Origin of the sequence: Pseudovibrio sp. Ad13 (genome assembly GCF_001623225.1) — a bacterium.
Taxonomy (GTDB): domain Bacteria; phylum Pseudomonadota; class Alphaproteobacteria; order Rhizobiales; family Stappiaceae; genus Pseudovibrio.
The window spans coordinates 347,794-372,577 of the sequence record NZ_LMCC01000004.1; the positions used below are offsets into that span (position 1 = coordinate 347,794).

General features: G+C 51.3%; 21 protein-coding genes and 2 tRNA genes. 13 read left to right on the top strand and 10 right to left on the bottom strand.

Translation table 11 applies throughout. From position 1 onward, the window contains the following. Positions 1-159 precede the first annotated feature (159 nt). The 3 genes from PsAD13_RS06365 to PsAD13_RS06375 all read left to right on the top strand — a co-directional run bounded on the left by PsAD13_RS06365 (position 160) and on the right by PsAD13_RS06375 (position 1,659). Entirely contained in the window at positions 160-546 is a 387-nt protein-coding gene (locus PsAD13_RS06365; RefSeq protein ID WP_063286892.1) for a phasin family protein, read from the top strand. 301 nt (positions 547-847) lie between these two features. Continuing rightward, positions 848-1,351: a phasin gene (locus PsAD13_RS06370; RefSeq protein ID WP_057464801.1), complete on the top strand. Its 504-nt coding sequence runs from the start codon at positions 848-850 to the stop codon at positions 1,349-1,351. 231 nt (positions 1,352-1,582) lie between these two features. Further along, a tRNA-His gene (locus PsAD13_RS06375) sits at positions 1,583-1,659 on the top strand. A gap of 82 nt (positions 1,660-1,741) precedes the next feature. On the opposite strand, the gene PsAD13_RS06380 is transcribed toward PsAD13_RS06375, so the two are convergent. Next, the gene (locus PsAD13_RS06380; RefSeq protein WP_063317599.1) at positions 1,742-3,562 is read right to left on the bottom strand and encodes a carboxylesterase family protein; all 1,821 of its coding nucleotides are present in this window, start codon (positions 3,560-3,562) and stop codon (positions 1,742-1,744) included. A gap of 338 nt (positions 3,563-3,900) precedes the next feature. Here PsAD13_RS06380 and PsAD13_RS06385 point away from each other — a divergent pair, with 338 nt between their 5' ends. Both PsAD13_RS06385 and PsAD13_RS06390 read left to right on the top strand, forming a co-directional pair. Beyond that, positions 3,901-4,563, top strand: coding sequence for an OmpA family protein (locus PsAD13_RS06385; protein ID WP_063290774.1), 663 nt, complete (start codon positions 3,901-3,903; stop codon positions 4,561-4,563). 91 nt (positions 4,564-4,654) lie between these two features. Further along, positions 4,655-5,413 (top strand): class I SAM-dependent methyltransferase, encoded by a 759-nt coding sequence (locus PsAD13_RS06390; protein WP_063317600.1) that lies wholly within the window; start codon positions 4,655-4,657, stop codon positions 5,411-5,413. A 12-nt stretch (positions 5,414-5,425) separates the two neighbouring features. Here the strand turns inward: PsAD13_RS06390 and PsAD13_RS06395 are convergent, their stop codons facing one another. Then, complete coding sequence (locus tag PsAD13_RS06395; RefSeq protein WP_063317601.1) at positions 5,426-6,745, bottom strand: MFS transporter; 1,320 nt, start codon at positions 6,743-6,745, stop codon at positions 5,426-5,428. 47 nt (positions 6,746-6,792) lie between these two features. Further along, entirely contained in the window at positions 6,793-7,071 is a 279-nt protein-coding gene (locus tag PsAD13_RS06400) for a metal-sensing transcriptional repressor (protein ID WP_063317602.1), read from the bottom strand. A gap of 226 nt (positions 7,072-7,297) precedes the next feature. Between PsAD13_RS06400 and PsAD13_RS06405 the strand changes: the two genes are divergently transcribed. Next, positions 7,298-8,260, top strand: a complete 963-nt coding sequence (locus PsAD13_RS06405) for a nucleoside hydrolase (RefSeq protein ID WP_063286898.1) — start codon at positions 7,298-7,300, stop codon at positions 8,258-8,260. A 6-nt stretch (positions 8,261-8,266) separates the two neighbouring features. On the opposite strand, the gene PsAD13_RS06410 is transcribed toward PsAD13_RS06405, so the two are convergent. Continuing rightward, positions 8,267-8,863: a LysE family transporter gene (locus PsAD13_RS06410; RefSeq protein ID WP_063309697.1), complete on the bottom strand. Its 597-nt coding sequence runs from the start codon at positions 8,861-8,863 to the stop codon at positions 8,267-8,269. Positions 8,864-8,954: 91 nt separating this feature from the next. On the opposite strand from PsAD13_RS06410, the gene PsAD13_RS06415 reads away from it, so the two are divergent. Further along, positions 8,955-10,367 carry a PLP-dependent aminotransferase family protein gene (locus PsAD13_RS06415; protein WP_063317603.1) on the top strand — a complete coding sequence of 471 codons (1,413 nt, stop codon included), beginning with the start codon at positions 8,955-8,957 and terminating at the stop codon, positions 10,365-10,367. Positions 10,368-10,439: 72 nt separating this feature from the next. Here PsAD13_RS06415 and PsAD13_RS06420 read toward each other — a convergent pair whose 3' ends face one another. Beyond that, positions 10,440-11,393, bottom strand: coding sequence for a BMP family ABC transporter substrate-binding protein (locus PsAD13_RS06420; RefSeq protein ID WP_244271724.1), 954 nt, complete (start codon positions 11,391-11,393; stop codon positions 10,440-10,442). 420 nt (positions 11,394-11,813) lie between these two features. On the opposite strand from PsAD13_RS06420, the gene PsAD13_RS06425 reads away from it, so the two are divergent. Continuing rightward, positions 11,814-12,659 (top strand): lytic murein transglycosylase, encoded by an 846-nt coding sequence (locus tag PsAD13_RS06425; protein WP_244275114.1) that lies wholly within the window; start codon positions 11,814-11,816, stop codon positions 12,657-12,659. Between the two features lie 72 nt (positions 12,660-12,731). On the opposite strand, the gene PsAD13_RS06430 is transcribed toward PsAD13_RS06425, so the two are convergent. The 5 genes from PsAD13_RS06430 to purU all read right to left on the bottom strand — a co-directional run bounded on the left by PsAD13_RS06430 (position 12,732) and on the right by purU (position 16,625). After that, positions 12,732-13,583, bottom strand: a complete 852-nt coding sequence (locus PsAD13_RS06430; protein WP_063317605.1) for a RhoGAP domain-containing protein — start codon at positions 13,581-13,583, stop codon at positions 12,732-12,734. After that, positions 13,580-14,053 carry a type III secretion system chaperone gene (locus PsAD13_RS06435; protein WP_063286902.1) on the bottom strand — a complete coding sequence of 158 codons (474 nt, stop codon included), beginning with the start codon at positions 14,051-14,053 and terminating at the stop codon, positions 13,580-13,582. Before PsAD13_RS06435 ends, PsAD13_RS06430 begins: the two co-directional genes overlap by 4 nt. Before the next feature lie 126 nt (positions 14,054-14,179). After that, on the bottom strand, positions 14,180-14,590 hold the full coding sequence (locus tag PsAD13_RS06440; protein ID WP_063286903.1) for a type III secretion system chaperone: 411 nt from the start codon (positions 14,588-14,590) through the stop codon (positions 14,180-14,182). 242 nt (positions 14,591-14,832) lie between these two features. Then, entirely contained in the window at positions 14,833-15,759 is a 927-nt protein-coding gene (folD, locus tag PsAD13_RS06445) for a bifunctional methylenetetrahydrofolate dehydrogenase/methenyltetrahydrofolate cyclohydrolase FolD (protein ID WP_063317606.1), read from the bottom strand. Between the two features lie 8 nt (positions 15,760-15,767). After that, entirely contained in the window at positions 15,768-16,625 is an 858-nt protein-coding gene (gene purU, locus PsAD13_RS06450; protein ID WP_057464790.1) for a formyltetrahydrofolate deformylase, read from the bottom strand. Between the two features lie 375 nt (positions 16,626-17,000). Here purU and PsAD13_RS06455 point away from each other — a divergent pair, with 375 nt between their 5' ends. The 5 genes from PsAD13_RS06455 to PsAD13_RS06475 all read left to right on the top strand — a co-directional run bounded on the left by PsAD13_RS06455 (position 17,001) and on the right by PsAD13_RS06475 (position 24,675). Continuing rightward, positions 17,001-18,125 (top strand): glycosyltransferase, encoded by a 1,125-nt coding sequence (locus PsAD13_RS06455; protein WP_057464789.1) that lies wholly within the window; start codon positions 17,001-17,003, stop codon positions 18,123-18,125. A 225-nt stretch (positions 18,126-18,350) separates the two neighbouring features. Further along, positions 18,351-19,949, top strand: a complete 1,599-nt coding sequence (locus PsAD13_RS06460) for an efflux transporter outer membrane subunit (protein WP_208986465.1) — start codon at positions 18,351-18,353, stop codon at positions 19,947-19,949. Continuing rightward, the gene (locus PsAD13_RS06465; RefSeq protein ID WP_063317607.1) at positions 19,946-21,100 is read left to right on the top strand and encodes an efflux RND transporter periplasmic adaptor subunit; all 1,155 of its coding nucleotides are present in this window, start codon (positions 19,946-19,948) and stop codon (positions 21,098-21,100) included. Before PsAD13_RS06460 ends, PsAD13_RS06465 begins: the two co-directional genes overlap by 4 nt. 7 nt (positions 21,101-21,107) lie before the next feature. After that, the gene (locus PsAD13_RS06470) at positions 21,108-24,347 is read left to right on the top strand and encodes an efflux RND transporter permease subunit (protein WP_063317608.1); all 3,240 of its coding nucleotides are present in this window, start codon (positions 21,108-21,110) and stop codon (positions 24,345-24,347) included. A 253-nt stretch (positions 24,348-24,600) separates the two neighbouring features. Then, positions 24,601-24,675: transfer RNA gene (locus PsAD13_RS06475), tRNA-Gln, on the top strand. Positions 24,676-24,784 lie beyond the last annotated feature (109 nt).

The following is a 24,784-nucleotide window of genomic DNA, read 5'->3' on the forward strand; positions in this document are numbered from 1 at the left end:
GTACCGTAAACTGCAGTGCTCGTCTAAGCTCCTATTTTCTTTCCCTATGGTTAAGTATAGCATTGCCACATCAGAGTAAACGAGTTGCAAATAGGGGAGGGAATAGGCCCTTTCCACAATGCGAATGAAACCTTAATCAACAATGGTGGAGGCTTGAGCATGGCAGATACAAAAGTTCCTTTTGAAGTTTCGGATCAAATGCGTGAATTTGCTGATCGAAGCATTGATCAGGCACGTAAGGCTTTTGATAATTTCATGGATGCAACCGAAAATGCGGTTAGCAGCATGGAAGATGCATCGAGCACAATGCATGTGGATTCCTCAGATATGCATCGTCAGGCCCTTTCATTTGCCGAGCAAAATGTGAATTCCGCTTTTGAATTAGCGCAGCGCATGTTTCAGGCGCGCGATATGGAAGAGCTTGTGGGCTTGCAGCAAGAGTACTTGCACAAGCAGATGGAGCAAAGTGGAGCACAAATGCGAGAGATGGGTGAGAAAGCCTCCCGCGCTGTAAAGGATGCAGCAAAAAAAGCAGGAGACTTCTGAGGAGCCTTGGTTTTAAGGGGGCTGATTCCTGCCCAAACAACGGCGGAATGAGGCGTATCAGCGCCTCGTTCGAGGTATGCCATTAAAACCCAACGCTGCAAACTCGCGATTTGCACCACCAGAATAAAAAAGTTTTCTTCTTCGTTTCAGCAGCTTAAGCGCAATCGATATTGTTGCGCTGCAAAATAATGTTGCAATGCACAAAATAGCTCCTATATTAATCTCAAGTTGACCTAAGGGGAGACGGTTCTCTCCCCCTTGATCCTTTATGTTTCTCCCAAGACGATAAGGAGCAATCCAAATGACTACTGCGAAAATTGATACTGCTAAATCCGAGAAGAAAACTGAACAGGCTGCTCCAAAAGCTGCCAAATCTGTAGAGAATGAGGTGTTTGCAATGAACAAGATGGAAGTGCCTGCATTTATCCAGGAAATGACCGAAAAGAGCGTTGATCAAGCGCGTGAAGGTTATGCCAAAGTGAAGTCTGCTTCTGAAGAAGCATCTGCAATGCTTGAAGAGACCATGGAAGTGACACGTGACAGCTTCATGGAAATCAATCTGAAAGCTGTCGATGCAGCGAAAGACAATTCCGAAGCTGCATTCTCTCACATTCGCGACATGTTCGGTGTGAAGAGCTTGTCTGAAGCAATCGAGCTTCAGTCTTCTTACAGCCGCAAACAGTATGATGCGATGAGCCAACAGGTGAGAGAGATGCAGGAAACTGCAACGAAACTTGCGACCACGATGTCTCAGCCTGCAAAAGAAGCTTTCGATAAATCTATGAAAGACATGAAGCTGGCATAATTCCGGCTAAATTTTTTCGAGAACGTACATATCCTCCCGATTGGATTGCATAGCAATTTGCAACTCATGCGGGAGGATTTTGCGTTTAAGCCTCTGAAAAACAGAGTGAAACCACCTAGTTGCAGTGTGTGACTAGCGATTTTTTATCAGTGTTGTGGACTTTTTTCATTTTGATGTTTCAAGGGACTTGCCAACCTTAAAAATTCTACCTATGTTCCGCGCCACTGGCAAGCAGACGTAGCTCAGTTGGTTAGAGCGTCGGATTGTGGCTCCGAAGGTCGGTGGTTCGAATCCACTCGTCTGTACCATCTCTTCTTAAGGCTCCTTAGTGAGATAGTTGAGATCATCTGCTTCGCCAGTTCTTTTCCTTATTTACTTGAAAAGACTGGATTATTCCTCAGGTATCTGCTTGGGAATAAGAATGGCGTTTGCATTCCTTTCAATAACTTCCCCAAGCCAGAACGCGCAATCGGATTGCTCAAAGAGATCCTCATAGGTTGCCTCGATGTTCGCACCCTGCAGGACATTGAAGTTTGATGGGTTGCCGATTTTCGGCCAGCTCCACAATTTCCAGCCTTTGGATGGTCCCTCTGTGGGGGTCTTTGCAAATTGCGCCCAAAGCGCGTTCATCTTCACAGCAAGGTCTTTGTCTTCTTGTGTCGCATCCGGCGGCATAGTGTTGAATACGAATGGCAATTCCGAAGCGTGACAGGCGTTGTTCCACTGGTTGTGTGGGCCGCAAGCATTATTCACCTTCGGGTTTGTTGGCGGTTTCTCCATATTCTCGACAGATGTCTGCGCGAAGAAATAGAGCCACGTGTTATCGCTCGGCTTTTCCCGCTCGATATTGGCGGACATAGTAGGGCAGGTGAGCACTGAATTCCCAATCAGGTTGGAAAGAGCCGTGGCCGGTGTCTTCGGGCGCAAGCCATATGCAGCAGGAGTTTGTGCGCCATACCCAGCGCGGCCCACAATCAGCATCGGGTTTTCGTAATCCCGACCCAAAATCCCGTTGAAAGTTACGGCGTTTAGCTTCCCGGTCGCGTCAATAAAGTTCGCGAACAGAACGCCTTCGTTCTTGTTAAACCCCAACATCAGAGGCTTTTCATTACCCTTTTCCATCTGCACATTGGGCTGCTCTTTAAGGAAACTGCCATCGATGATAGGGGAAAAGGCTATGCTGCCAGGCAGGGCGCTCAGGAACACGCCTTTTTTGAAGAGCGTATCCTGCAGCAAAGCCTGAGCCAGAAGAATTTGTCGCGTATTTGCTTTTTCCAGATCATCAAGCTGTGCTGTTAACGCACATTCATCCGAGTCTGGATTGCGAATGACAGCTCTCAGGCATTTTAGATAGAAGTAGAAGAGGTCACGCCCTTCCTCTTTATTGCGATACTTATAGGCAGATGCGCTGCTTTGCATGATGCCAGCGCGGAACAGATCCTTAGAGCTATCAGCGCTGAACATATGCAGGCCAACAGCCATCGCTCCGGAACTCACACCAAAGATCGTGACCTGCTCAGGATCTCCGCCAAATGATGAAATATGCTTCTGTACCCATTTCAGTGCAGTCTGCTGATCCTGCAAGCCGTAATTGCCACCGTTGGAAGGCTCTTGTCCGGTGATCCCGTCAGTCGCCAGCGTACCGAGAATGCCAAGGCGGAAGTTAACTGTCACGAGCACAATGTTCTGATCAGCAGCAAACGACTTGCCGGAATAAAGCTCAATGATCTCTTTATTGGCAGCGTGATAGGCCTTGTCTGCTCCTCCAGCCATAAAACCACCACCATGGAAAAACACCATGACAGGCAGTTTGCTGAGGTTCTTGATAGCATCAGCTGGTGCCCAGATATTCATATAGAGGCAGTCTTCTTCACCGCGTAGCTGATCTTTTGGATTCCAGATCGGCTGCGGGCAACGCGCGCCGTATTGCAATGCCTCGTAGCCGTTGGGCTCATACTTATCAAACACACTGGAGGGTTGCCACCGCGTCGCTTGCCCATACTGCACGCCCTTGAACACGCTGAGAAGCTGGCTTCCAGCATCATCAGCCTTCCCGCAAAGAATCTTCTTGTTGCTGAGAGTGATGCAGGGCTGCTCAGGCGGTGCTGGTTGGTCAGGGGCAAAAAGCAGCTGGTCATCTGCATTTGGGCTTTGCGCAAATGACCACGTCATGCTGAGAATGCTGAATGCAAGGACAAGCACCGTTTTCATGGAACCCCACCTTCTTGTTTGTTTTTGGGCTTCCCTTAGTCTTCATCTTTTAGGAAAAAACGGGGTTAAACAGCATGCTTTAAATTGCCTTGCGGAAATTGTGGCAAATTTTTGAGTGTCAAAAGGCTTTGTTTAATTCAGTGGTGATTTGTGTGACTGCTATCACAAACCAATAAAAATGGCTGTTTTCAGCGACAAATCCGGTGGAATTCAAGGACACTGTCTCATTGGGCACTTGTATTAGGCGCCCAGTGGCTTTTGATAGGGTTAATGTTCGATAGGGGGCAGATTCATTGTGATTCATCTGACCCTCAAAAATTACGATGTGAGAATTTTAAATGAAAAAACTGATGCACGCCGCGTTTGCTATTGTTCTCGGCCTTTCCGTTGCAGCATGTACAACAACCAATCCATACACGGGTGAGTCCCGCGTTTCCAAAACTGCAGGCGGTGCAGGCCTTGGTGCAGCCACTGGCGCAATCATCGGCGCAATCGCTGGCGGTAAAAGCGCTCGCGTTGAAGGCGCGCTCGTTGGTGCTGCTGCTGGTGGCTTGATCGGTGGTGGTATCGGTAACTACATGGACCGTCAGGAAGCACAGCTTCGTCAGCAGCTCCAGTCCTCTGGCGTTTCCGTAACTCGTAACGGCAACCAGATCGTACTGAACATGCCAAACGATGTGACCTTCGCTGTTGGTCAGGCAACTCTGTCCTCCCGCGCAATGCAGGTCCTCAACAGTGTTTCTCTTGTTGCGAAAGAATTCCCGCAGACACGTCTGAACGTTTACGGCCACACCGACAACACTGGGTCCGCTCAGTTCAACCTGCAGCTTTCTCAGCGCCGCGCAGACTCCGTCAGCAACTACCTGTATAATCAGGGTGTAAACGGTGCACGCATCTCCGCAGCAGGTTACGGCCTGACCAGCCCGATCGCGTCCAACGCAACCGAAGCTGGCCGCGCGCAGAATCGCCGCGTAGAGATCATCCTGTCTCCTCTGAACTAATCTTTCAGACAGGCAAAAGTTTTAGAGCGCGGCCCCTTACTGGGGCCGCGTTTTTTGTTAGTCTCCCATCGCAGATAGGGGAGGCTTGCACATGACACAGGAAAATCTGGCTGCATCATATTTCCAGACTGCTGGAGAGAACTACGCAAAGTATCGTCCAACCTATCCTACCGAGCTTGTTGAGTTTCTGGCCTCACAATGCCAGCAGCACAATCTGGCTTTGGATGTTGGCTGCGGGAATGGTCAACTCAGTGGCATGATCGCCAAACATTTCAGGAAGGTGCTTGCCACAGATGTCAGCGCCTCCCAAATCGAAAACGCAGCACCCGTTCCAAACATTCGCTTTGCGGTAGAACCAGCAGAGCACTGCTCAGCTGAAGATACGTCCCTTGATCTGATTGTCGCTGCGCAGGCTGCACATTGGTTTGATCTGACAAGTTTTTATGAGGAAGTCAGGCGTGTTGCAGCACCGGAGTGTGTGCTCGCACTCGTCAGTTATGGCGTTCTGTCCATCAATCATAATGAATGCAACGCCCGTTTTCGCCAGTTCTATTACGGTGAAATCGGCTCTTATTGGCCACCAGAGCGTCAGCATGTCGACAGCGGATACGCCAGTTTTGATTTTCCATTTCAGGAGCTGGAGTATCCGGAGATGTCTATTGAGCGGGAATGGGCGCTGGAGCAGTTCCTTGGCTACGTGTGCACGTGGTCCTCTGTCAAAGCAACGGCAAAGGCTGGCAAGCAAAGCCTGATGGAAAGCTTTGTAAAAGAGCTGACCAGCCTTTGGGGAGATCCTCAGCAACCCCGCAAGATCAGTTGGCCCATCGCAATGCGGCTGGGCCGTCTCTGAGCAACAGCTGCTTTATAGGCTGCTAGGCCATCGTGTGTGTAGGTCGTCAATCTTGAACTCATGCACGTGGCTCTTGCCTACTTTGTCGACGCCCTTTGACCAATGTGGATCATTGTCTGGCAGGTCCTCGTGGGAATGCCGCAACTTCTTTGCATCCTTGCTCGGCCACAGCAGCATTGCTGCGAAAACACTGATCCACGCCAATACTGCCATGAAGAGAAAACTGACCGGAATGCCCAAACGAGCGCCAACCCAGCCAGCCATTGGATAACCAATCAGCCAGCATACATGGCTGAGCGCAAACTGGCTTGCAAACACTGACGGAAGATCTCCACCTCTCGCAGAGCGTCGTAAAACCCGGCCAGAGGGTGTTTGTGCCGCAGAATAGCCAAGGCCCATCAGGAACCAGAGCGGAAGCAACTGCGTAAAGCTGCTCAACATAAACCCGAAGCTGAGGCAAACGGCCATGATACTAGCACCTAAGATCATGACGCTTCTGTCTTTAAAACGCTCCAGAACTTTAGGAAGGCTGAGCGCTGTAATCATGGAGCCAGCACCAAAACAAGCAAGAGCAATGGCAACATCATCAGCTTGCAAGCCAAACGTGCCTTGTACAATCACCACCGTATTCACAATCACCATGGACCCGCCAGCCGCGACAGCCAGATAAACAGCAAGCATTCCGCGCAGGCGAGGGGTACTGAGATAGATACGAGTGCCTTGCGTCATGCGCTTGACTGTACGCTGGTTCTCGACAGGTTTAAGCTTTGGCAAGGTGACGGAAACGACAAGTGCTGCAGAGGCGAGGAAACCGATCACCGTACCACCAAACAGACCATGAAAATTGATTACCAACAGCAAGCCAGCCGCGATCGTCGGGCTGAGCAGGTTCTCAAGATCATAAGCAAGGCGGCTCAAGGACAGAGCGTTGGTGTAGTCTTTCTCTTCTGGCAATACGTCAGGAATAACCGCTTGAAATGCGGGCGTAAAAGCAGCGGAAGCGGACTGCAGCACAAATATAAGCAGGTAGATTTGCCAGATCTCAGTCACAAACGGTAGCGCAAGAGCAACTGCCGCACGGATGAGATCCAGCCCCACCAGCACAGCACGTCTCGGCAACCGCTCAACAAACGCAGCTGCAATCGGGGCCAGCCCAACATAGGCAATCATCTTGATCGCAAAGGCAGTTCCAAGCACTGAACCAGCGTCTTCTCCGGCGATGTTAAACGCCAGAAGACTCAGGGCGACAGTGGCAAGACCAGTACCAAACAAGGCAATGACTTGAGCAAGAAACAGGTGGCGATAGGTTCGGTTCGCGAGTACAGACAGCACGCGGAAACTCCTTTGGCTTCTTGTTTTCTTGAGTTGACTATATCCCCCTAGAGGTAACGGGAGATTGCTTTGAACTCTTCAATCGTTTGCTCGGAATTTGCATCCGGATTGTTGACAGTGTCATCAAGGCAATGATCGAGATGATCGTAGATCAGGGTCTTCTTTGCCTGCATGACAGCCTTCTCAACCGCATGAAGTTGCTGAGCTATTTCCACACATGGGCGACCATCCTCGATCATGCCGATAATGGATTTGAGGTGCCCGTCAGCGCGTTTTAGGCGATTAACAATTCCCGGATGGGACTGGTGTGTGTGCTTATTAGTCATGTCTCACTATTATCCCCCCTAGGGGGATATTGCAAGCCGACTGAATTTAACAAATGTGCAGTTAAATCATTTGAATAACCCTTCGTGGTATCGTCCGCGGCAAACGGATGGCAGCAGGGTGGCCTGAAGACCTGAGGAAACGAGGGCTTGCTCACCAATGCAGAATGCTGAAACTGAGCTTGATTGATGGATATGCACAGCCAACAAGGCGTGCCAGGAGAATGACGTGCCGGATAATTTTGTTTTTGCAGTGGACACGGATGGCGGTGTTGACGACGCCATCGCACTCATGATGCTCATCGGCTCGGGCAAGAAGATAGACTTCATCACGACTACATTCGGCAATGTCGATCTGGAGCAGGCAACAAAGAACATTCTGGACACGCTCGCCATCTGCAATGCAGACATTCCCGTCCATAAAGGCGCCTCTGATCCAATTTCCGGCGAGCGTATTGATGCTGTTTATGTTCATGGACCAGACGGGCTAGGCGGTGTGGAACGCCCTCAGCACCTCCTGAGGCATTCAGGTGAGACAGCACACAATGCTCTCCGGGATGTTCTGCGCAAAGCTGCGCTGGGTGGGCCAAAGCTTCAGATCTTGACCATTGGACCACTCACAAATCTGGCAGAAGTCTTGCGCGAGGAGCCGGATCTGGTCGAAGGAGTTGATCGCATCTGGTCTATGGGTGGAACCTGCCACGGACGCGGCAACGTTACGCCCGCAGCTGAGTTCAACATCCTTTGCGATCCGGAAGCGGCAAAAGCAGTGTTTTCACAGGCGATCAACACAACGCTTATTCCATGGGAACCAAGCCTCCATGATGCCCTCCCGGGGGATGTGGTCGATGGTATATTTGAGCGTTTGGGAGATACGATCCCAGCCAAGTTTGCAGAGCATATGTGTACGTTCATGCGAGAGCGTGGCAAGACGTGGTACCACGAAGACCTTCTCATTCTGCCTGATCCATTGGCAGCTGCTGCCCTGTTGGACTCTGAGGTTATCGCCCGAACTATTGTTTGCGGCGTACTCGTTGAAACAGGTGGAGAGTTTGCCCGCGGTGCGACTATTCTGGATCACGAGGGTAAAACGCAGGCACCCATTATCGGCATCATGGAGCGGGCAGACCGCCCTAAAGTGGAACGTATATTGGAAGGAACACTGGCAGCGCTTGCCTCGCGCCACCAGTGAAAACAATTAGAGAAGCAAGGACCATGCAGTTGCCGCAAGCATTGCGATAGCCATGGCTATTGTAATGCCGCGCATCAAAGCGCCTTCGCCAATCACCTTAAGAATTGAAACCCCAACCATCGCCCACACACTGTGAGAGATCATGCCGCCGATCAAAAAGCCAGCTGTCAGGATCGCCGCATTCTCATAAAGCCCCATACCATTGGCCGCGAAGAAGCTGGTAAACGCCACCAGGCTCATCGCCCAGGTTTTGGGGCTAAGTGGGTGAATGAGCAAACCTTCCCAAAATGTCGGCAAGCTAACTTCGCCCTTTGGCTTGATGTTCAACTGCACAATGCGCCAGGCCAGATAGGTCATGTAGGCCATGGAGGCAAACTTAAATGCGTTGACCATCAGTCCCCCGCGAGCCATCAACTGTCCCAGTCCGAAAGCCACACAGAGGTTGAGCAGAAGGCTGCCCAGCTCTGCCGCAATGATAACCGGAAAAGCAGTGCGATAACCCGCGCTGGCACCAATCGCCATGAAGGTGAGGTTTCCCGGTCCCGGAGTGCCGGTCATAATGGCTACAAAAATCGCGAATGCGCTGAGTGTTGCCCAATCCATATTGTTATTCCAGTCAATTGATACAATCTACACGATGTGCTAAATTATTGTATCGATCGTATCTATCAATCTCTTTATTGTTATGAATACAATGTGGAAGCCTGACCCAAACAAGCTCTCAAGCCCAAAATACCTAAGTATTGCAACGGCTTTGGAACAAGACATCCAAACTGGCCGCCTTGTGGAAGGTGACAAGCTTCCGCCTCAGCGCGAGCTTGCCTATCAGCTCGGCGTAACGCTTGGTACAATCACGCGGGCTTATGCCGAGGCTGAGCGCAGAAAGCTGGTGCGGGGAGAAACGGGCAGGGGCACATTCGTTGCCAAGACCGCCAATGTGCACTCACCGCTGATGCTGATGCCCAACACCGAAGGCATTCAGAGCTATGATTTAGCTCGCAATCTAGGCCTCGCTCACCTGAACCCGGATCTGGGGCAAATGCTCAGGGAATTGAGCGATGATCCTCTGGTCAATTCCCTGAACGAATATGGCCCGTCTGAGGGAACGTTCTATCATCGGGAGATAGGCGCTCAGTTTCTCTCAGAGTTTTATGGCGCTCCGGCAAATGCCAGCCAGACACTGGTTACATGCGGGGCGCAACACGGTATTCAGATCGCCATGTTGGCTATGTTCAACCGAGGCGATGCCATTGCAATAGACGAGATGATCTATCCACCCATCCTGTCTGTTCTCCCGGCTCTGGGCCTGCAAATTGTACCCATCGAAGCTGAACGGGATGAGAACGGGCATATGGGGGCTATGTCTGCTGAGGCGCTGGAGGATGCTTGCACCAAACATGATATCCGCGGCGTCTTTCTGATACCGAACGCACAAAACCCGACAACTCATACACTGAGTAACGCCGAGCGCCAGCGACTGGCGACTGTGATTGAAAAGCACAACCTCACCGTTATTGAAGACGATCCCTATACGCCCTTTATTTCCAGCAAGCAGAAGAGCTTCTTGGAGCTGGTGCCCGAGAACACTGTCCTGATCGGTTCCCCGTCCAAAGTCATGTCAGCCGGGTTGCGCACCGGCTACATCCATGTGCCGGGCAATGTCAAAACGGCTTTTGCCAATGCCATCGGCGAAAGCACATGGATGGCAGCACCGCTCAATGTAGAGATCGTGTCCAGATGGATTACAGGTGGGGAACTGCAAGAAACACTGCAAAGAAAACGAGAAGTTCTCAGACAGCGCTATCAGTACATAAAAGAGGTGTTTCCGGACAACACGCTACAAGGTGGTGAGGAGAAACTCTTCACATGGCTGCAACTCCCCCAGCAGCAAAGTGCGGAGCTGGTGGCACAAGCGGCTCTTTTGAGAGGCGTGGAAGTGCTGTCACATCGCAATTTTCAGGCTATGCCGCGCACAGACATCAACGCATTGCGGGTCAGCCTGTCAACGATCGCGCATCATAAGCACTTTGAAGAAGCGATATCTCTTCTGAAAGCATCAATCGAACATCTGGAAGATATACAAGCCCCAAGGCCAATGGTGGGGTAAAGCATAAAAAAGCCCCTGCCTGTATTCAGGCAGGGGCTAATATCTGACCTAAGCCAGCATACTAAGCAAATCTTAGTATGGGCAAGCCATGTCGCTCATGTAGTCATGAACGGTGATTTTGCCTGAAATGATGTCTGCGCGAGCTGCTTCAACAGCTGCTTTCATTTCTTCGCTAACCAGTGGAGCGTTGTTTTCGTCCATTGCATAGCCAACACCGTCTTCAGCAAGGCCAAGAGACTGGATGCCGGTTGTGAAATTGCCTTCTTTTGCATCCATGAATGCATTTGCAACAGCTACGTCAACGCGCTTAACCATGGAGGTCAGCACTTTGCCTGGAGCCAGGTGGTTCTGGTTGGAGTCAACGCCGATGAACTTCTTGTCTTCATCAACAGCTGCCTGAAGAACACCAAGGCCAGTACCGCCAGCAGCAGCAAAGATTACGTCTGCGCCACGTGCGAAGTGAGACTTAGCAAGCTCACCACCTTTAACCGGATCGTTCCATGCAGCTGGAGTAGTACCAGTCATGTTTGCGAAGACTTCACCGTCTTTGTTGGTGGTCAGTGCGCCCTGCTTGTAACCACAGGAGAACTTGGAGATCAGCGGAATGTCCATGCCGCCCACAAAGCCAACCTTGCCGGTCTCGGATGCGAGCATTGCCATCATACCAACAAGGTAAGAACCTTCCTGCTCTTTAAAGACAACAGAACGTACGTTTGGCAGATCTACAACAGAGTCGATGATAGCAAAGCTGACATCTGGGAATTCTTTAGCAACTTTTTCAACTGGAGCAGCCTGCGCAAAGCCCATCGCTACGATTGGGTTCATGCCACGGCGAGCGAAGTTGCGAAGAGCCTGCTCACGCTGGGAAGCGTTGGAGATCTCAAATTCGCGATATTCGATACCGGTCTCAGCCTTGAAAGCCTCAGCACCATTATAGGCAGCTTCGTTGAATGACTTGTCGAACTTGCCGCCCATGTCAAAGATAACTGCAGGCTTAAAGTCCGCTGCCATAGCAGTTGTGCTCATTGCTGCTGCCAATACTGCAGTTGCAGCGATGGTTTTGATGGATTTCATACCCATTCCTCCGTTATATCCCAATGGGAAACCTTTACGTTGCCCTGTCCCCAAGTCTGTCTTCACCACTAAATCCCAACCTGGAGACTCACCTCATTGAGGTGAACGTCTAAGTGCATAACTTCCCCTGCGTAAGTCCAGCTAAGTGTTAGCTTGTCCTTAATTATGCGCCTATAGGTTGTCCAAAACGATCAGGCATGTTGAAAACAGTTATGTGTACGGCCTTTAGTTGGACACATGCCGGTGTTAGGATCAAGGTTAAAATGCGAATAAATATATTAGGACTGCAAAAATTTTCAGTTATCCGCCAATTTGGCTACTTTTATTCGTTAGAACGATCAAAATTGCTTAGTGAACATGCAGGAGTTTGGGGTGTTCGAATCATTTATTGACAAGGTTAAGTTCAAAACCAGAAAAGCCGGGCTATTACTTGGCGCTGGTCTGGTGTTGCTAGGCGTGTCTTTTGCTCAAGCTGCAACCTGTGGCGATACAGGGGCGGGCTTTGACCGCTGGTTGGCGTCCTATAAAAAGACGCTCCAGTCTCAGGGCATTTCAAGGGCAACTTTGAACAGATCCTTGAATGGCATAACCTACAACCGCAAGGTGATTGGGTATGACCGGAACCAGAAATCTTTCAAACTCAGCTTCGACGAGTTTTACAAGCTCCGCGTCAACAATGCGCTCATTAACAAGGGCCGCAAGTTGATGAAAAAGCACGATCGGCTTTTCACTCGCATCGAGAACGAATTTGGCGTTCCGCGTGAGATCATCACCGCCATCTGGGGTCTTGAGACTGGCTATGGTCGTGGCATAGGCAATATGAGCACCATACGCTCTCTGGCAACTTTGGCTTATGACTGCCGCCGTGCTGATTTCTTCCGCAACGAGCTCTATCATGCGCTGCTCATCGTCCAGAAGGGCGACTTGAAGCCGAGCGAAATGAAGGGAGCTTGGGCAGGTGAGTTGGGTCAGACACAGTTCCTCGCATCCTCCTACATCAAGTTCGCGATTGACTACAGCGGCGATGGCAAACGGGATCTGCTGTACAACACCTCAGATACTTTGGCTTCCACCGCGCACTTCCTCATGTCTTACGGCTGGCGGCCGGGTCAACCTTGGGGACCGGGCACACCTAACTATGAGGTGATCCGCTCTTGGAACCGCGCTGGCGTATATGTCAAAACAATCCAGATCATGGCTGAAAAACTAAGCAAGTAATCCAGCCAGAGAAATAGAAAAAAGGCCGCTGAGTTTTTGTCTCAGCGGCCTTTTTTGTTTGAGTGATGACTTTTAATCAGCGCGGTTAATCAGTGCAGTGAAGAACTGGGTCTTCGCCTGATTGAGAGTAAGTGCTGCCATAGGATCTATGCCGTCATCTTTCGCGATGTTAGGCCCAAATACTATGCCGATGTTATTAGCATTCATCCTATTTTCCTCTTGATGACCGAGCACCATTTTGGACAGCTTTACTGCGCCTTGAACGGAGTCTGGCAGCTCATTCAATGCAGGCAGATTACTGAGTTTAGGATCGTATGCCTTCACAAAATCGAGCACTTTTGCAGACTCTGTATCAGTCAAGTTATCTCTGAGATTTTGCTTAAATACGCCAGCAAGAGTATGTTCACAAATGCCGTCAAATCCTTCAGCTTTTCTATTGGCGATAAGTCCCTCAATTTCAGTTTTCTTACCTGATTTGCGGGTCACGCCTTCGCTCAATAGTAGCTCTGGGTTCTCTTCAAAATGCTCAACGATACCCTTGTTCTGCGCTTCAGCCAGTTGCTTTTGCAGGTCTTTCGTAACTGCGAAATCAATGCCAGTTGTAATCTGCTCGGCCGTTAGGCTGTGGGCTTTGCCATCGGTGTAACCGCAAGCTGTGCAGGCGTGTTTGTAAGCTTGATCACCAAGCTCCTTGCCAAACTTATCTTGCAGTGCAGTGCGGAATGCGCCCTGATCCTGAGCTTTGGCAGTGCCTTCAGAAGAGCTCAGCTTGTGCCAGGAAACCAGCTTCCCAGCAAGTGTGGAGCTGGCCTCACGGGTTTGCAGATCGCCGCCGTCTGTAACAGTCAGCTTCTGGTTCAGGTTACCGCTAATAGCAGCGCTTTCGGCTGCGCTTTGAAAATGTGAAAGGCTAATATTGGTCATACTCTCATACCCAAAGTTTCAAAAGAAGACTCGGCTGCAACACTGGCAGAATGTTGCCAGTCCATTTGAAGAGGGGCAGTGCTGTTCAATCGCTCATGCCAGGCAGCAGAGGTGCTAATGAACAGATCCAGCTTTTCTTGCAGCGTGAAGGAAGATTTGTCGGTAATGCTAACCACTTGAGACAGGTTGATATGGTCTGTCGCCGGATCAAGGTTGAAGCTCATGCCGTGTCCGTGTGTGAGAACACAGTTGGTCTGCATAAGGGCCTTCATCTTTTCCTGATCATCGCAAGGCTGCGTACACAACACTGCATTGAACAAGAGTGTCTGCGTCTCATCGCGCCACTGCACAGTCATGAAGAGTTCTTGCTCCAGTCCAAGCAAGAGCGTGTTGTCTTCATCCAAACACAGTCCATCAAGGCCAATCCTTCGCCCGATCTCGTTGAAGAGTTCATCCAGTAGTTGACGCATTGCTATCTCGACTTTTCTGAAGCAGACGAATCTTTCTGCTTAAATATTTCCTGCTGTTAAGATCAGACTAGTATTCCTCTTGCAGCTACTCTGTTCTTTTCAGCACTCAAATGTGTTGCTACGCGTTTATACGAAGTCATTCTGAAGTAAGGTGTTTGTGCCCTCAGCAAGCCAGAAGGCAGCCGTTGAAACGGCATCGATCAAGCGCTCAGGAACTGTGTCCTCCTGCACGTCAGAGAGGCACCAACGCTCGCAGTAAAGTGCCTGCATCTTGTCTTCATCAATGGCTAGACGTCCGGCTGCGGTCGATGTGCCAAGACAGTTGGCAGCAAGCATTGCTTTCAGGATGTGGGGCTGGTTGATGTCCAGACCCGGCAGATAGAAACTGAATTCCAGATTGTTGCCGTCAATGCGGCTCAAGACACCAGAAAAGCTGTCCTCAAAAAGCAGTGCCACATGCCCGGCTTCGTCAAACTTCAACTCCGGCAGACCAAGCGTCTCGCGAATAACCGGGACGATACGGTCCACATGATGCATCGTGCATCCCCTCAATTACGTTGCTTGAGAGGAAGCTAGCGAGTCGCCAACGCCTGAGATGTGCTGAAAGGAACATTAGGGTGGGGGAATGCAAATAAAACAAACTGCAGGCGTGATCTGAATTGGATCGCTACTACAAATAACAAAGGCCCCGAAGGTGCTTCGGAGCCTTATCTATGGATCTATTTCAACTGAACGGCAAACCGGAAAACAAGGAGTGTCTGCCTGTCTGGCGGAATGGCTTAGCTGTTCAGGGCTTCAAAGAGCGGCGGTTCTTCGTCCAGCCCCATCAAACGGCGTGCAGCAGTCAGGGTATTGCTCATCAGCATCGCAATGGTCATAGGTCCAACACCACGTGGAACTGGCGTGATCGCAGCTGTGTGACCGAGTGCTTCATCAAACGCCACATCGCCCACCAGACGGGTTTTGCCTTCGCCCTTTTCAGGCGCTGGAATGCGGTTGATGCCCACGTCAATGACAAGGGCGCCTGGCTTCAGCCAGTCGCCCTTGATCATCTGCGGACGACCCACGGCAGCAATAACAATATCTGCAGAACGAACCACATCAGGAAGATCTTTGGTGCGGGAGTGAGCAATCGTCACCGTGCAATGCTCTTGCAGCAGCAGCTGAGCAATCGGCTTACCAACAATGTTGGAACGGCCAACGATCACAGCGGTTTTGCCGGAAAGATTATCGCCAAGTGCTTTCTTTGCCAGCAAAACACTGCCAGCAGGAGTGCATGGCACAAGCGCACGGTCTGTATTGCCACTGCCCAGCAGGCCAACATTGATCGGGTGGAACCCGTCAACGTCTTTCTCAGGCTTAATGAGATCGAGGACCTTATTTTCACTGATGTGCTTTGGCAAAGGCAACTGAACCAGAATACCGTGAATGGTGTCATCTTCGTTCAGTGATGTCACAAGAGTCAGAAGCTCTTCCTCACTCACATCAGCTGATAGCGTGTGTGTGACGGAGTTGAAACCACATGCTTTTGCGGTTCGGCCCTTGTTGCGTACATAAACCTGACTGGCAGGGTCTTCACCCACAATCACAACAGCCAAACCCGGCTTAATACCTGTCTCAGATTCGAGGCGTGCAGCACGTGCAGCAATCTCGTCGGTGACAGATGCAGCAATGGCTTTGCCGTCGATAATAAGAGCCTCACTCATGGCAAGTCCTATTTAAAGATCACGGTACGGTCACCGTTAAGGAGAATTCGGTGCTCCAGATGATAGCGGACAGCGCGAGCAAGAACCTGACTTTCCGTATCACGCCCCTGGGCGATGAGTTCGTTCACCGAATGGAAGTGTTCAACCCGGCTCACGTCTTGCTCGATGATTGGTCCTTCGTCAAGGTCTGCGGTTACATAGTGCGCTGTGGCTCCAACCATCTTGACGCCGCGTGCATGGGCCCGGTGATACGGTTTTGCACCTATAAAGCTTGGCAGGAAAGAGTGGTGGATATTGATCACCTTGCCTGCAAGCTTCTCACAGAGCTCATTGGAGAGAATCTGCATGTAACGCGCCAGCACCACCAGATCGATGTTTTCGCGCTCTACCAGATCAACAATCTGGGCTTCCTGTTCCGCTTTGGTCTCTTTGGTCACTGGCAGATAGTGAAAGGCAATCTGCTCATGCTCAACGCGGGACTGATACTTGGTGTGGTTGGAAGCAACCGCCACAAGATCCATCGGCAGCTGGCCAGTGGAATTGCGGTAGAGCAGGTCGTTCAGACAGTGCCCCATCTGCGAGACCAACACCAGAACACGAGGTTTTTTGGAAAGATCGTGCACCTTCCAGTCAAAACCATAGCCCGTTGCAACAGGGCCAAAGCCCTCTTCAAACTGTTCTTTGGTCATCCCGTCCGGTGCGTTGAAAGAGATGCGCATAAAAAAGCGATCTGTCTCTGCATCGCCGTACTGAGCGCTTTCACAGATGTTGCAGTTTTGAGAAGCGATTGAGTTTGCAACCGCTGCTACGATCCCTTTTCTGTCTCCGCAGGAAAGGGTGAGCACATAGTTGGCCTTGGTGTTCATAGGAGGCTTAATCTACACGTTTGAACTGAATTTGCTGCCGCGCACAATAGGCGGGAGCACCTAATTTTTAAAGGGTAAATCAACACTGGGATGCAGAAAAAAGCATTGTGCTGCAGCAATGTGATTCTTTTTCATACCCACGGTAGAAACCACTAAAACCACTAAGCTTGTGCAGACAGATCCAGATACGCAGGAGATAGGATGCCAAGTAAGGAATTACCCTGATAAATACATTGGGAGATAATCGGGTATTAAATCAACCAGATTGAGAACAACACCGTAGATTTCTAGATTGAGCTTCGGTGCGTGCTCTTAAAACCAGATTTTCGAGTGTCTGGAGGCGCATCTGTTCGACCGGTGGGCCGGGGGCGCGTCATGAAGCTCTTTATAGTACAGGAAAGCTTCCTTGATGAAGACATTACTGAGATCACTGAGGTGGTCTCCAACGGCCTTGCTGCGCGTCAACACAACATCACTCTGATCACCCTGACGGGCAAACCAAGAGACCTTTCCCACTACTCACCACGAATTACGCCGGTATTTCTGGAAAAGGCCAGAGCCGCCGCAGCTGCAGCAGGCGTTGCCAGACTGGTCGAAAAAGAGAAGCCGGATATCATTCTCTCTCACGGCACAGGCAGCAACATCGCCTGCCTGTCCGCCGTCAAAACACGCTCGCGTTTGAAGGTGCCTGTGGCGATCACGCTCCATTCATCGGTTACCATTTCAGATCGTCTTGCACTGAAAACCCAAAAGAGCGCAGCCACCATAGCAGTGCCGCTGATTTATCGTGAAGCAGAGCGGGTGATTTGTACACTCAAGTCTATCGAGCATGTCGTTGATCTTTGCGAGCAGGTGCCCAAAGAAAAGATCAGTGTCATCTACAATCCTCTTGTTGAAATGAATGTGTTTGAAACGGCAGCAGAGCCGATTGAAGAGGAGTGGTTCGAAACCCACGGCACCAGCAAGGTAATAAGCGTCGGGGCCCCGTCCAGTCGCCATGCTCATCACCAGCTCCTCCGCGCCATGGCGCTCAGCCGTTACAAGGATAATCTGCGGGCGTATCTGTTGGGCAAGGGAGAGGAGCAGGAAGAGCTCCAGCTGCTGGCCTCCAATCTGGCGCTCGATGATATCGTCACCATGCCGGGTGAAGTCACCAAGCCGGAGAGGTTCCTGAGAGCGGCCAACGTGTACGTCTCAACATCTCAGCAAGACAGCGTGTCCGGAGAACTGGTGCGGGCAATGGCCTTGGGAACACCCATCATTGCGCTCGACAGCGGCGCAGGTGCCCGCGAAGTATTGAGCGATGTTCGCAATGGCTGGCTCGTTCCATCAGGTGACGCAGACAAACTATCAGAAGCGATCCTCGCCGCAGTGAAGTGCGACAGATCTGATGACACTTTGGCCACCAGAGCACGTGATTTCTCTCAGGAACGTGCAATTGATGCCTATGAGAAACTGCTCCTCTCCATGATTTCTGAGCGTGTCACAGACCTGCACTAAGAGTGACCTCCATGGAATATGCAGTCTAACTAGTTAATATAACTAGGTAAAATATGATGCCTCACGCCATTAGCGTGGGATAACCCGGCACACACCACAAGCGTGTTTGACCTGCAAAATCAGCATCAAGTACCCTTAGGTCAGCCGTGTTCTTGGCCAGTGTTTGAGTGTGCGTACAGCTTCGTTCTCCGCCAATAAAAGATACAGGTCATTGGAGCACCACTGTTGAGTGTCTGGTTCGGGTTTTGCAGCAAGATGAGGAGTTCTCCTGCGCCTACGGTGTGTCGGCGTTCCTCTCTTATGCTGTTCTTCCTGCTGTCAGCCTGCATGGTAGGCCCGGATTTCAAAAGGCCAGAGCTCTCACCAGAAGCCAAGTTTACCCGCAATGATCCCGGTGCGACTGTGTCCGCTGACATTCAGGGTGGAGCCTCGCAGAACTTCTCTACTCAAAGAGACCTGCCGGGAGAGTGGTGGGAGCTGTTTGAGTCGAAAGCCCTCAACACGTATGTCAGCCTTGCAGTCGCCAACAGCCCCACAATTGCTCAAGCTGAAGCCAATCTCAGACAGGCACAGGAAAATGCCTACGTGGCGGGTGCTGGGCTCTACCCAACCGTCACTGGCAATGCAAGCCGTAACAGACAGAAGTTCCCCATTGGTGGCGGCGGGGCGAGTGAAATTGTTGCGAACCTGAACCCCTTCTTCACGACCTACAGCTTGTCATTGGCCATCTCCTATACGCTTGATGTCTGGGGCGGCACACGCCGGAACATTGAGTCTCAAGTCGCCAACATTCAGTACACGCAGTTTCAGGTTGAGGCAGCGCATCTGACGCTCACATCCAATCTGTTGAATGCAGTAATTCTGGAAGCCTCCCTCAGAGGGCAGATCCGTGCGACTGAAGAAATCATCAAGGTACAACAGCGGCAACTCTCCATCCTGCAAGCGCAGTTCAGGTTAGGTGGTGTGGATGAAAGTCAGGTCCTGCAACAGCTGGCAACGCTGGAGCAAACCAAAGCAACTTTGCCACCACTCCAACAACAATTGGTGGTGCAGAAAAATCAGATCAAAACGCTGGGTGGCTTCTACCCCACTCAGGATATCGTAAAGGAGTTTGATCTTTCTGATCTGAAATTGCCAAGAAAACTACCGTTAAGCCTGCCTTCAGAGCTGGTCGCACGAAGGCCAGATATCCGCTCTGCCGAGGCGCAACTCTGGCAAGCCAGTGCCAACATCGGTGTTGCATTAGCCAACCAGCTCCCAAGCTTCCAGATTACCGGCAACGTGGGCAACGACTCCGACGTGTTCAACCGTCTGTTCTTCTCCGGAACGGGTGCCTGGCAAATAACAACATCCGTAGCTCAAACCGTGTTTGATGCTGGAGCGCTCAACAGTCAGCGTAAAGCTGCGGTTGCAGCGTTCGAGTCCTCTGCCGCTAATTATCGCGAGGTTGTGCTGACCGCATTTGGCGACACCTCCAATGCGGTCAGCGCTTTGAAGAATGATGCCCGCGCCCTGAAGGCCAGTCTTGCAGCCGAACGCTCTGCCAGAAAGAGCCTGCGCCTGACCCAGCAACAGTACAATTTAGGCGCAATTGATCTCACAACACTGTTGCTTGCAGTCCAAACCTATCAGCAAGCGAAGATAAATCTGGTGCAGGCACAAGCCGCACGTTTCACAGACACTGTCGCACTGTTCTTTGCGCTCGGCGGAGGGTGGTGGAACCGTCCCAATGCCGCACCAATAAGGGATGGAAGACCTCTGACCATCATCTCGGCTGTCCCGCCATTCAATCGCAAACAGATTCAGCCGGTGAACCAGCCATGAATGAACGCAAAAAGCCCAACACCAAAAAACACATGATCATTATGCTGATTTGCGTCGGTATAGCGTTTGGTGGGCTCTACGGATTTCAGCTCTACAAATCCAGAATACTTGGGAAGGTCGTGTCAGGTCTGCAAAACAAGATCGAGACCGTCTCCTCCTACAAATCCACCAAACAACTCTGGACCGAAAAAGTCTCGGCAGTTGGCACGCTTGTAGCAATCATGGGTACTGATTTGTCGCCTGAACTTCCCGGTACGGTGACCCATATCAACTTCGCATCTGGTGAGGACGTCAAGAAAGGCGCGTTGCTGATTGAGTTGGATACCACACAGGAGATTGCGCAACTAAAGTCCTTACAGGCTCAGGAAACTCTGGCGCGTCAAACGCTGGACAGAGACCTGAAGCAATACAAAGTCAACGCCGTCAGCAAACAGCAGATCGATTCCGACTGGTCGAGCCTGAGAGACTTTCAGGGACAAGTGCAAGACCAGCTTGCGATCATTGCCAAGAAAAACATCCGTGCTCCATTCTCAGGCCGTTTGGGCATCCGCCAGGTTAGCGTTGGCCAGTATCTCAATGTGGCCCAGCCCTACGTCAACCTTCAGCAGCTTGATGATCTCTTCGTTGATTTTTACATCCCCCAGCGCTTTCTGGGCACCATCAAGCGCGCTCAGGAAATTGAGGTCTCGGCTGATACCTATCCGGGAAAGTCCATCAAAGGCAAAGTGGTTGCCATAGATGCGCAGGTTGACATCAACAACGGTAACGCCAGAGTACGTGGTCGCTTTGCAAATCCGAATAAAGAACTGATCCCGGGCATGTTCGTCGATGTGCAAACAGTGATATCGGCGCCAAAAGAGCAGGTCACAGTGCCGCAAACGGCAATCACCTACAACTCCTATGGGGTCAACGTTTATGTGCTGACTAAGACCGACGAAAAGCACATGGATAAACCTGTCTACACTGCCAAGCAGCGCTTCATCGAGGTCGGTGCAAAACGAGGTGACCAGATCGTGATTTCAAAAGGTCTTAAGGTGGATGAGCTGGTAGTGAGTGCAGGGCAGCTCAAGCTCCGCAATGGCTCCAAGGTCGTCATCGACAACTCAGTGCTGCCACTCAATGACCCTGACCCGAAACCCGTAGAGCAATAGGTGGGCCATGAACAGTTTCACAGAAATTTATGTTCGTCGCCCCGTTCTGGCCTCCACCATCAGCCTGATGATTTTGGCGCTGGGCTTGCGCGCAATCTTCTTACTACCGGTGTTAGAGTATCCAAAGACGGAAAACGCTGTCATCACCATTTCAACCACCTTGTTCGGCGCCAGCGCTGAGACTGTCGCGGGCTTCATCACCACCCCGCTGGAAGAAGCAATCGCGCAGGCCAACGGCATCGACTACATGACCTCGACCAGTGCCAGCACGGTCAGTACCATCACAGTCAATCTGGTGCTCAATTACGACGCGGACAAAGCCCTTACGGAGATCAACACTCACATCAGTTCGGTGCTGGACCAGCTGCCGCAGGAAACCCAGAACCCGGTACTCACAATTCAAATCGGTGAGACCATCGATGCCATGTACATCGGTTTCACATCCGACGTGATCGACCGTAACCAGCTCACGGACTACATCGTCCGTGTTGTTCAGCCTCAAATACAGGCGATCAACGGAGTTCAAACCGCTGAACTTATTGGCGAAAAACGCTTTGCAATCCGCGCCTGGCTGTATCCGGATAAACTGGCTGCCTATGGCCTCACCGGCACAGACATCGCAAATGCTCTGGCCCGCAATGACTTTATCTCCGGCGTAGGCAACACCAAGGGCCAGATGGTGCAGGTGGAACTCACTGCCAACACCAATCTGACAGATGTTGAAGATTTCCGTCAGCTTGCTGTGGCAGAAAGTGATGGTGCGATCATTCGCCTGCGTGATGTGGGCAGAGTGGAGCTGGGGTCAGAAGATTATAATCTGGCTGTGCTCTATTCCGGCAAGGTGGCCGTGTATATTGGGGTGCAGGCCGCGCCAGCCGCAAACGTGCTTGCCATGTTGGACCAAGTACGTCAGGTCGTGCCCAAAATCCAAAATGGAATGCCCCCGGGACTGGAAGCACGGATTGTCTACGACTCCGGTCTCTTTATCAACGCTGCAATTGATGAGGTAATCAGCGCCCTTCTTGAAGCATTAGTGATCGTAACCTTCGTGGTCTTCCTCTTCATCGGCTCCCTGCGCACGGTAGCCATTCCCATCATCGCGATCCCGCTATCGCTCATAGGCACCTTCTTCATCATGCTGGTTTTGGGCTACTCCATCAATCTGCTCACACTCTTGGCCCTGGTGCTCGCCATCGGCCTCGTGGTGGATGATGCAATTATCGTGGTGGAGGACGTGGAACGACACATCTCGGAAGGCAGTACCCCGTTTCAGGCTGCTATTCAGGCCGGACAAGATCTCGGCAGACCCATTCTCGCGATGACGGTCGTGCTTGTAGCAGTGTATGCCCCCATTGGCTTTCAGGGCGGTTTGACGGGAGCCCTGTTTACAGAATTCGCCTTCACAGTGGTTGGTTCGGTGACCATTTCAGCCATTGTAGCGCTCACTTTGACACCCATGATGAGCTCCAAGATCCTGAAAGCGAGATCACAGGAGACCTCAGGCTGGGATGATGCCATGACCCGCACGGTTGATGATATCTACGACCGGTTCCGCAAACGCTACTTGCGCGCCTTGGAAGCCTCACTGGACAACAGACTGGTCGTTCTCACCTTTGCCTTTCTGATCCTCGCCAGTATTCCCACACTCTATTCCACCTCCCAGCAAGAGCTTGCACCTCAGGAAGATCAGGGCCTTGTTCTGGCGCAGTCAACGCCAGCACCTTCGGCCACCCTGCAACAAAAAATGCTCTACACAGAAGAAATCTATCGCATCGCCCGAAAGTATTCTGAGGTTGAAGGCGTGTTCCAGCTGGTACTGTCCTCTAGCGTGCTGTCTGGCGTTCTGCTGACACCGTGGGATGAGCGCGACAAAACGGCCACCGAACTGCAATACGCCATGCAGCCCCCGATGGAAGGCGTGGCAGGTTTCAAAACCGTGATGTTCCAAAACCCGCCCTTACCGGGCAGCAGCGGCTTGCCCGTGCAATTCGTCATCAAAACCACCCAACCCGTCGACAAACTCAATGTCGTTGGGTCTCAAATACTGGAAAAGGCACAGGCCACCGGCAAGTTCATCTTCATTGATAAAGATCTGAAGATTGATAAACCGCAGGGCAAAATCAACATCGATCGGGATCGAGTCGCCGAGCTCGGGCTCACTCTGCAGGATGTGGGGCAATCCCTCACAGCGCTCATGAGTGGCGGTTACATCAACTACTTCGATTTTGATGGCCGCTCTTACCGGGTCATCCCGCAAATCATTCAGTATGACCGCCTCAATCCGGAACAACTGTTGGACACTTATATCCGGGTGCCAAACAGCTCGGCCTCTCCAGGCGGTGCAGCTGTCAGCAGCACAGCGCAAAGCGGAACCTCATCACCCAGCTCCGCCGCCAGCGCCTCGGCAGCAGGAGCATCAGGAACGAACACAAGCAGCAATGCCCCGCGCAGTACAATCGTGCCGCTCTCAAGCGTTGCGACACTGGATATGCAGGTCACACCAGAGTTCATCCCACACTTCCAGCAGCTAAACTCTATGACGCTTTCCGGCGTACCCAGCTTTGGTGTGCCTTTGGCAGAGGCCTTGCAAGTCCTGCAACAAATTGCAGCGGAAGAGCTGCCAGAAAGCTATGATGTCGACTACGCCCAACAGTCGCGCCAGTTTGAGCAGGAAAGCAGCGGTTTTGTCGTCACCTTTGCCTTTGCCTTGCTCATCATCTTCCTAACCCTTGCAGCTCAGTTCGAAAGCTTCCGCGACCCGATCATCATTCTTGTCTCGGTTCCCATGTCCATCGCAGGAGCGCTGTTCTTCATCAACATCGGGTTGGGTGGCGCCAGCATAAACATCTACACGCAGGTTGGCATAATCACGCTCATGGGCCTGATCTCCAAACACGGTATCCTGATTGTAGAGGTAGCCCGCGAACTTCAGGAAAATCAGGGCGCAACCAAACGTGAGGCCGTGATTGGCGCCTTGCAAATCCGCCTGCGCGCCATCCTGATGACAACCGCCGCCATGGTACTTGGCGTGATCCCGCTGGTGCTGGCAAGCGGAGCTGGTGCAGCTTCTCGATTCAACATGGGACTGGTGATTGCGACTGGCTTGTCCATCGGAACACTCTTCACTTTGTTCGTGGTCCCAAATGTCTACATGCTCATTGCACAAGATCGCTCCAAACTGGCACAACCCGATGATAAAGCGGAGGAATTGCCAAAGGGAAACGGTGAGCCAGACCCAACCTCATAGAGCTGTGGAACAAGGCGAACTCTCAAAAACGGCAGAATTCCCTGAGGTTTTAAACCTTCTGGGAAATGAAAGAAGCAGGTTTCAGATAAGAAATCACAAAGGCAAAAGCCCAGAGCAACACGCCAGTTCCAGTACTCACACAATCCGCTTTTATGCTCACCTGTGGAACACTTGTAAGTTTCTCACAGCAAAAAGAAATTGAGTGGTTGCCTATTCCAAATCATAAAGCTATAACCCGCCCCACACACAGCGATGGGGTGTAGCCAAGTGGTAAGGCAACGGTTTTTGGTATCGTGTACCGTAGGTTCGAATCCTACCACCCCAGCCATTTTCTCCTAAAAATTTATTCGACTAGCCTAGAGTTAAGCATCGCTTTTATGCGTTCTCTAAAGCCTGTAATGAGCAGTCAGTAACACTGGCTTAAATGCTGTTCTCTG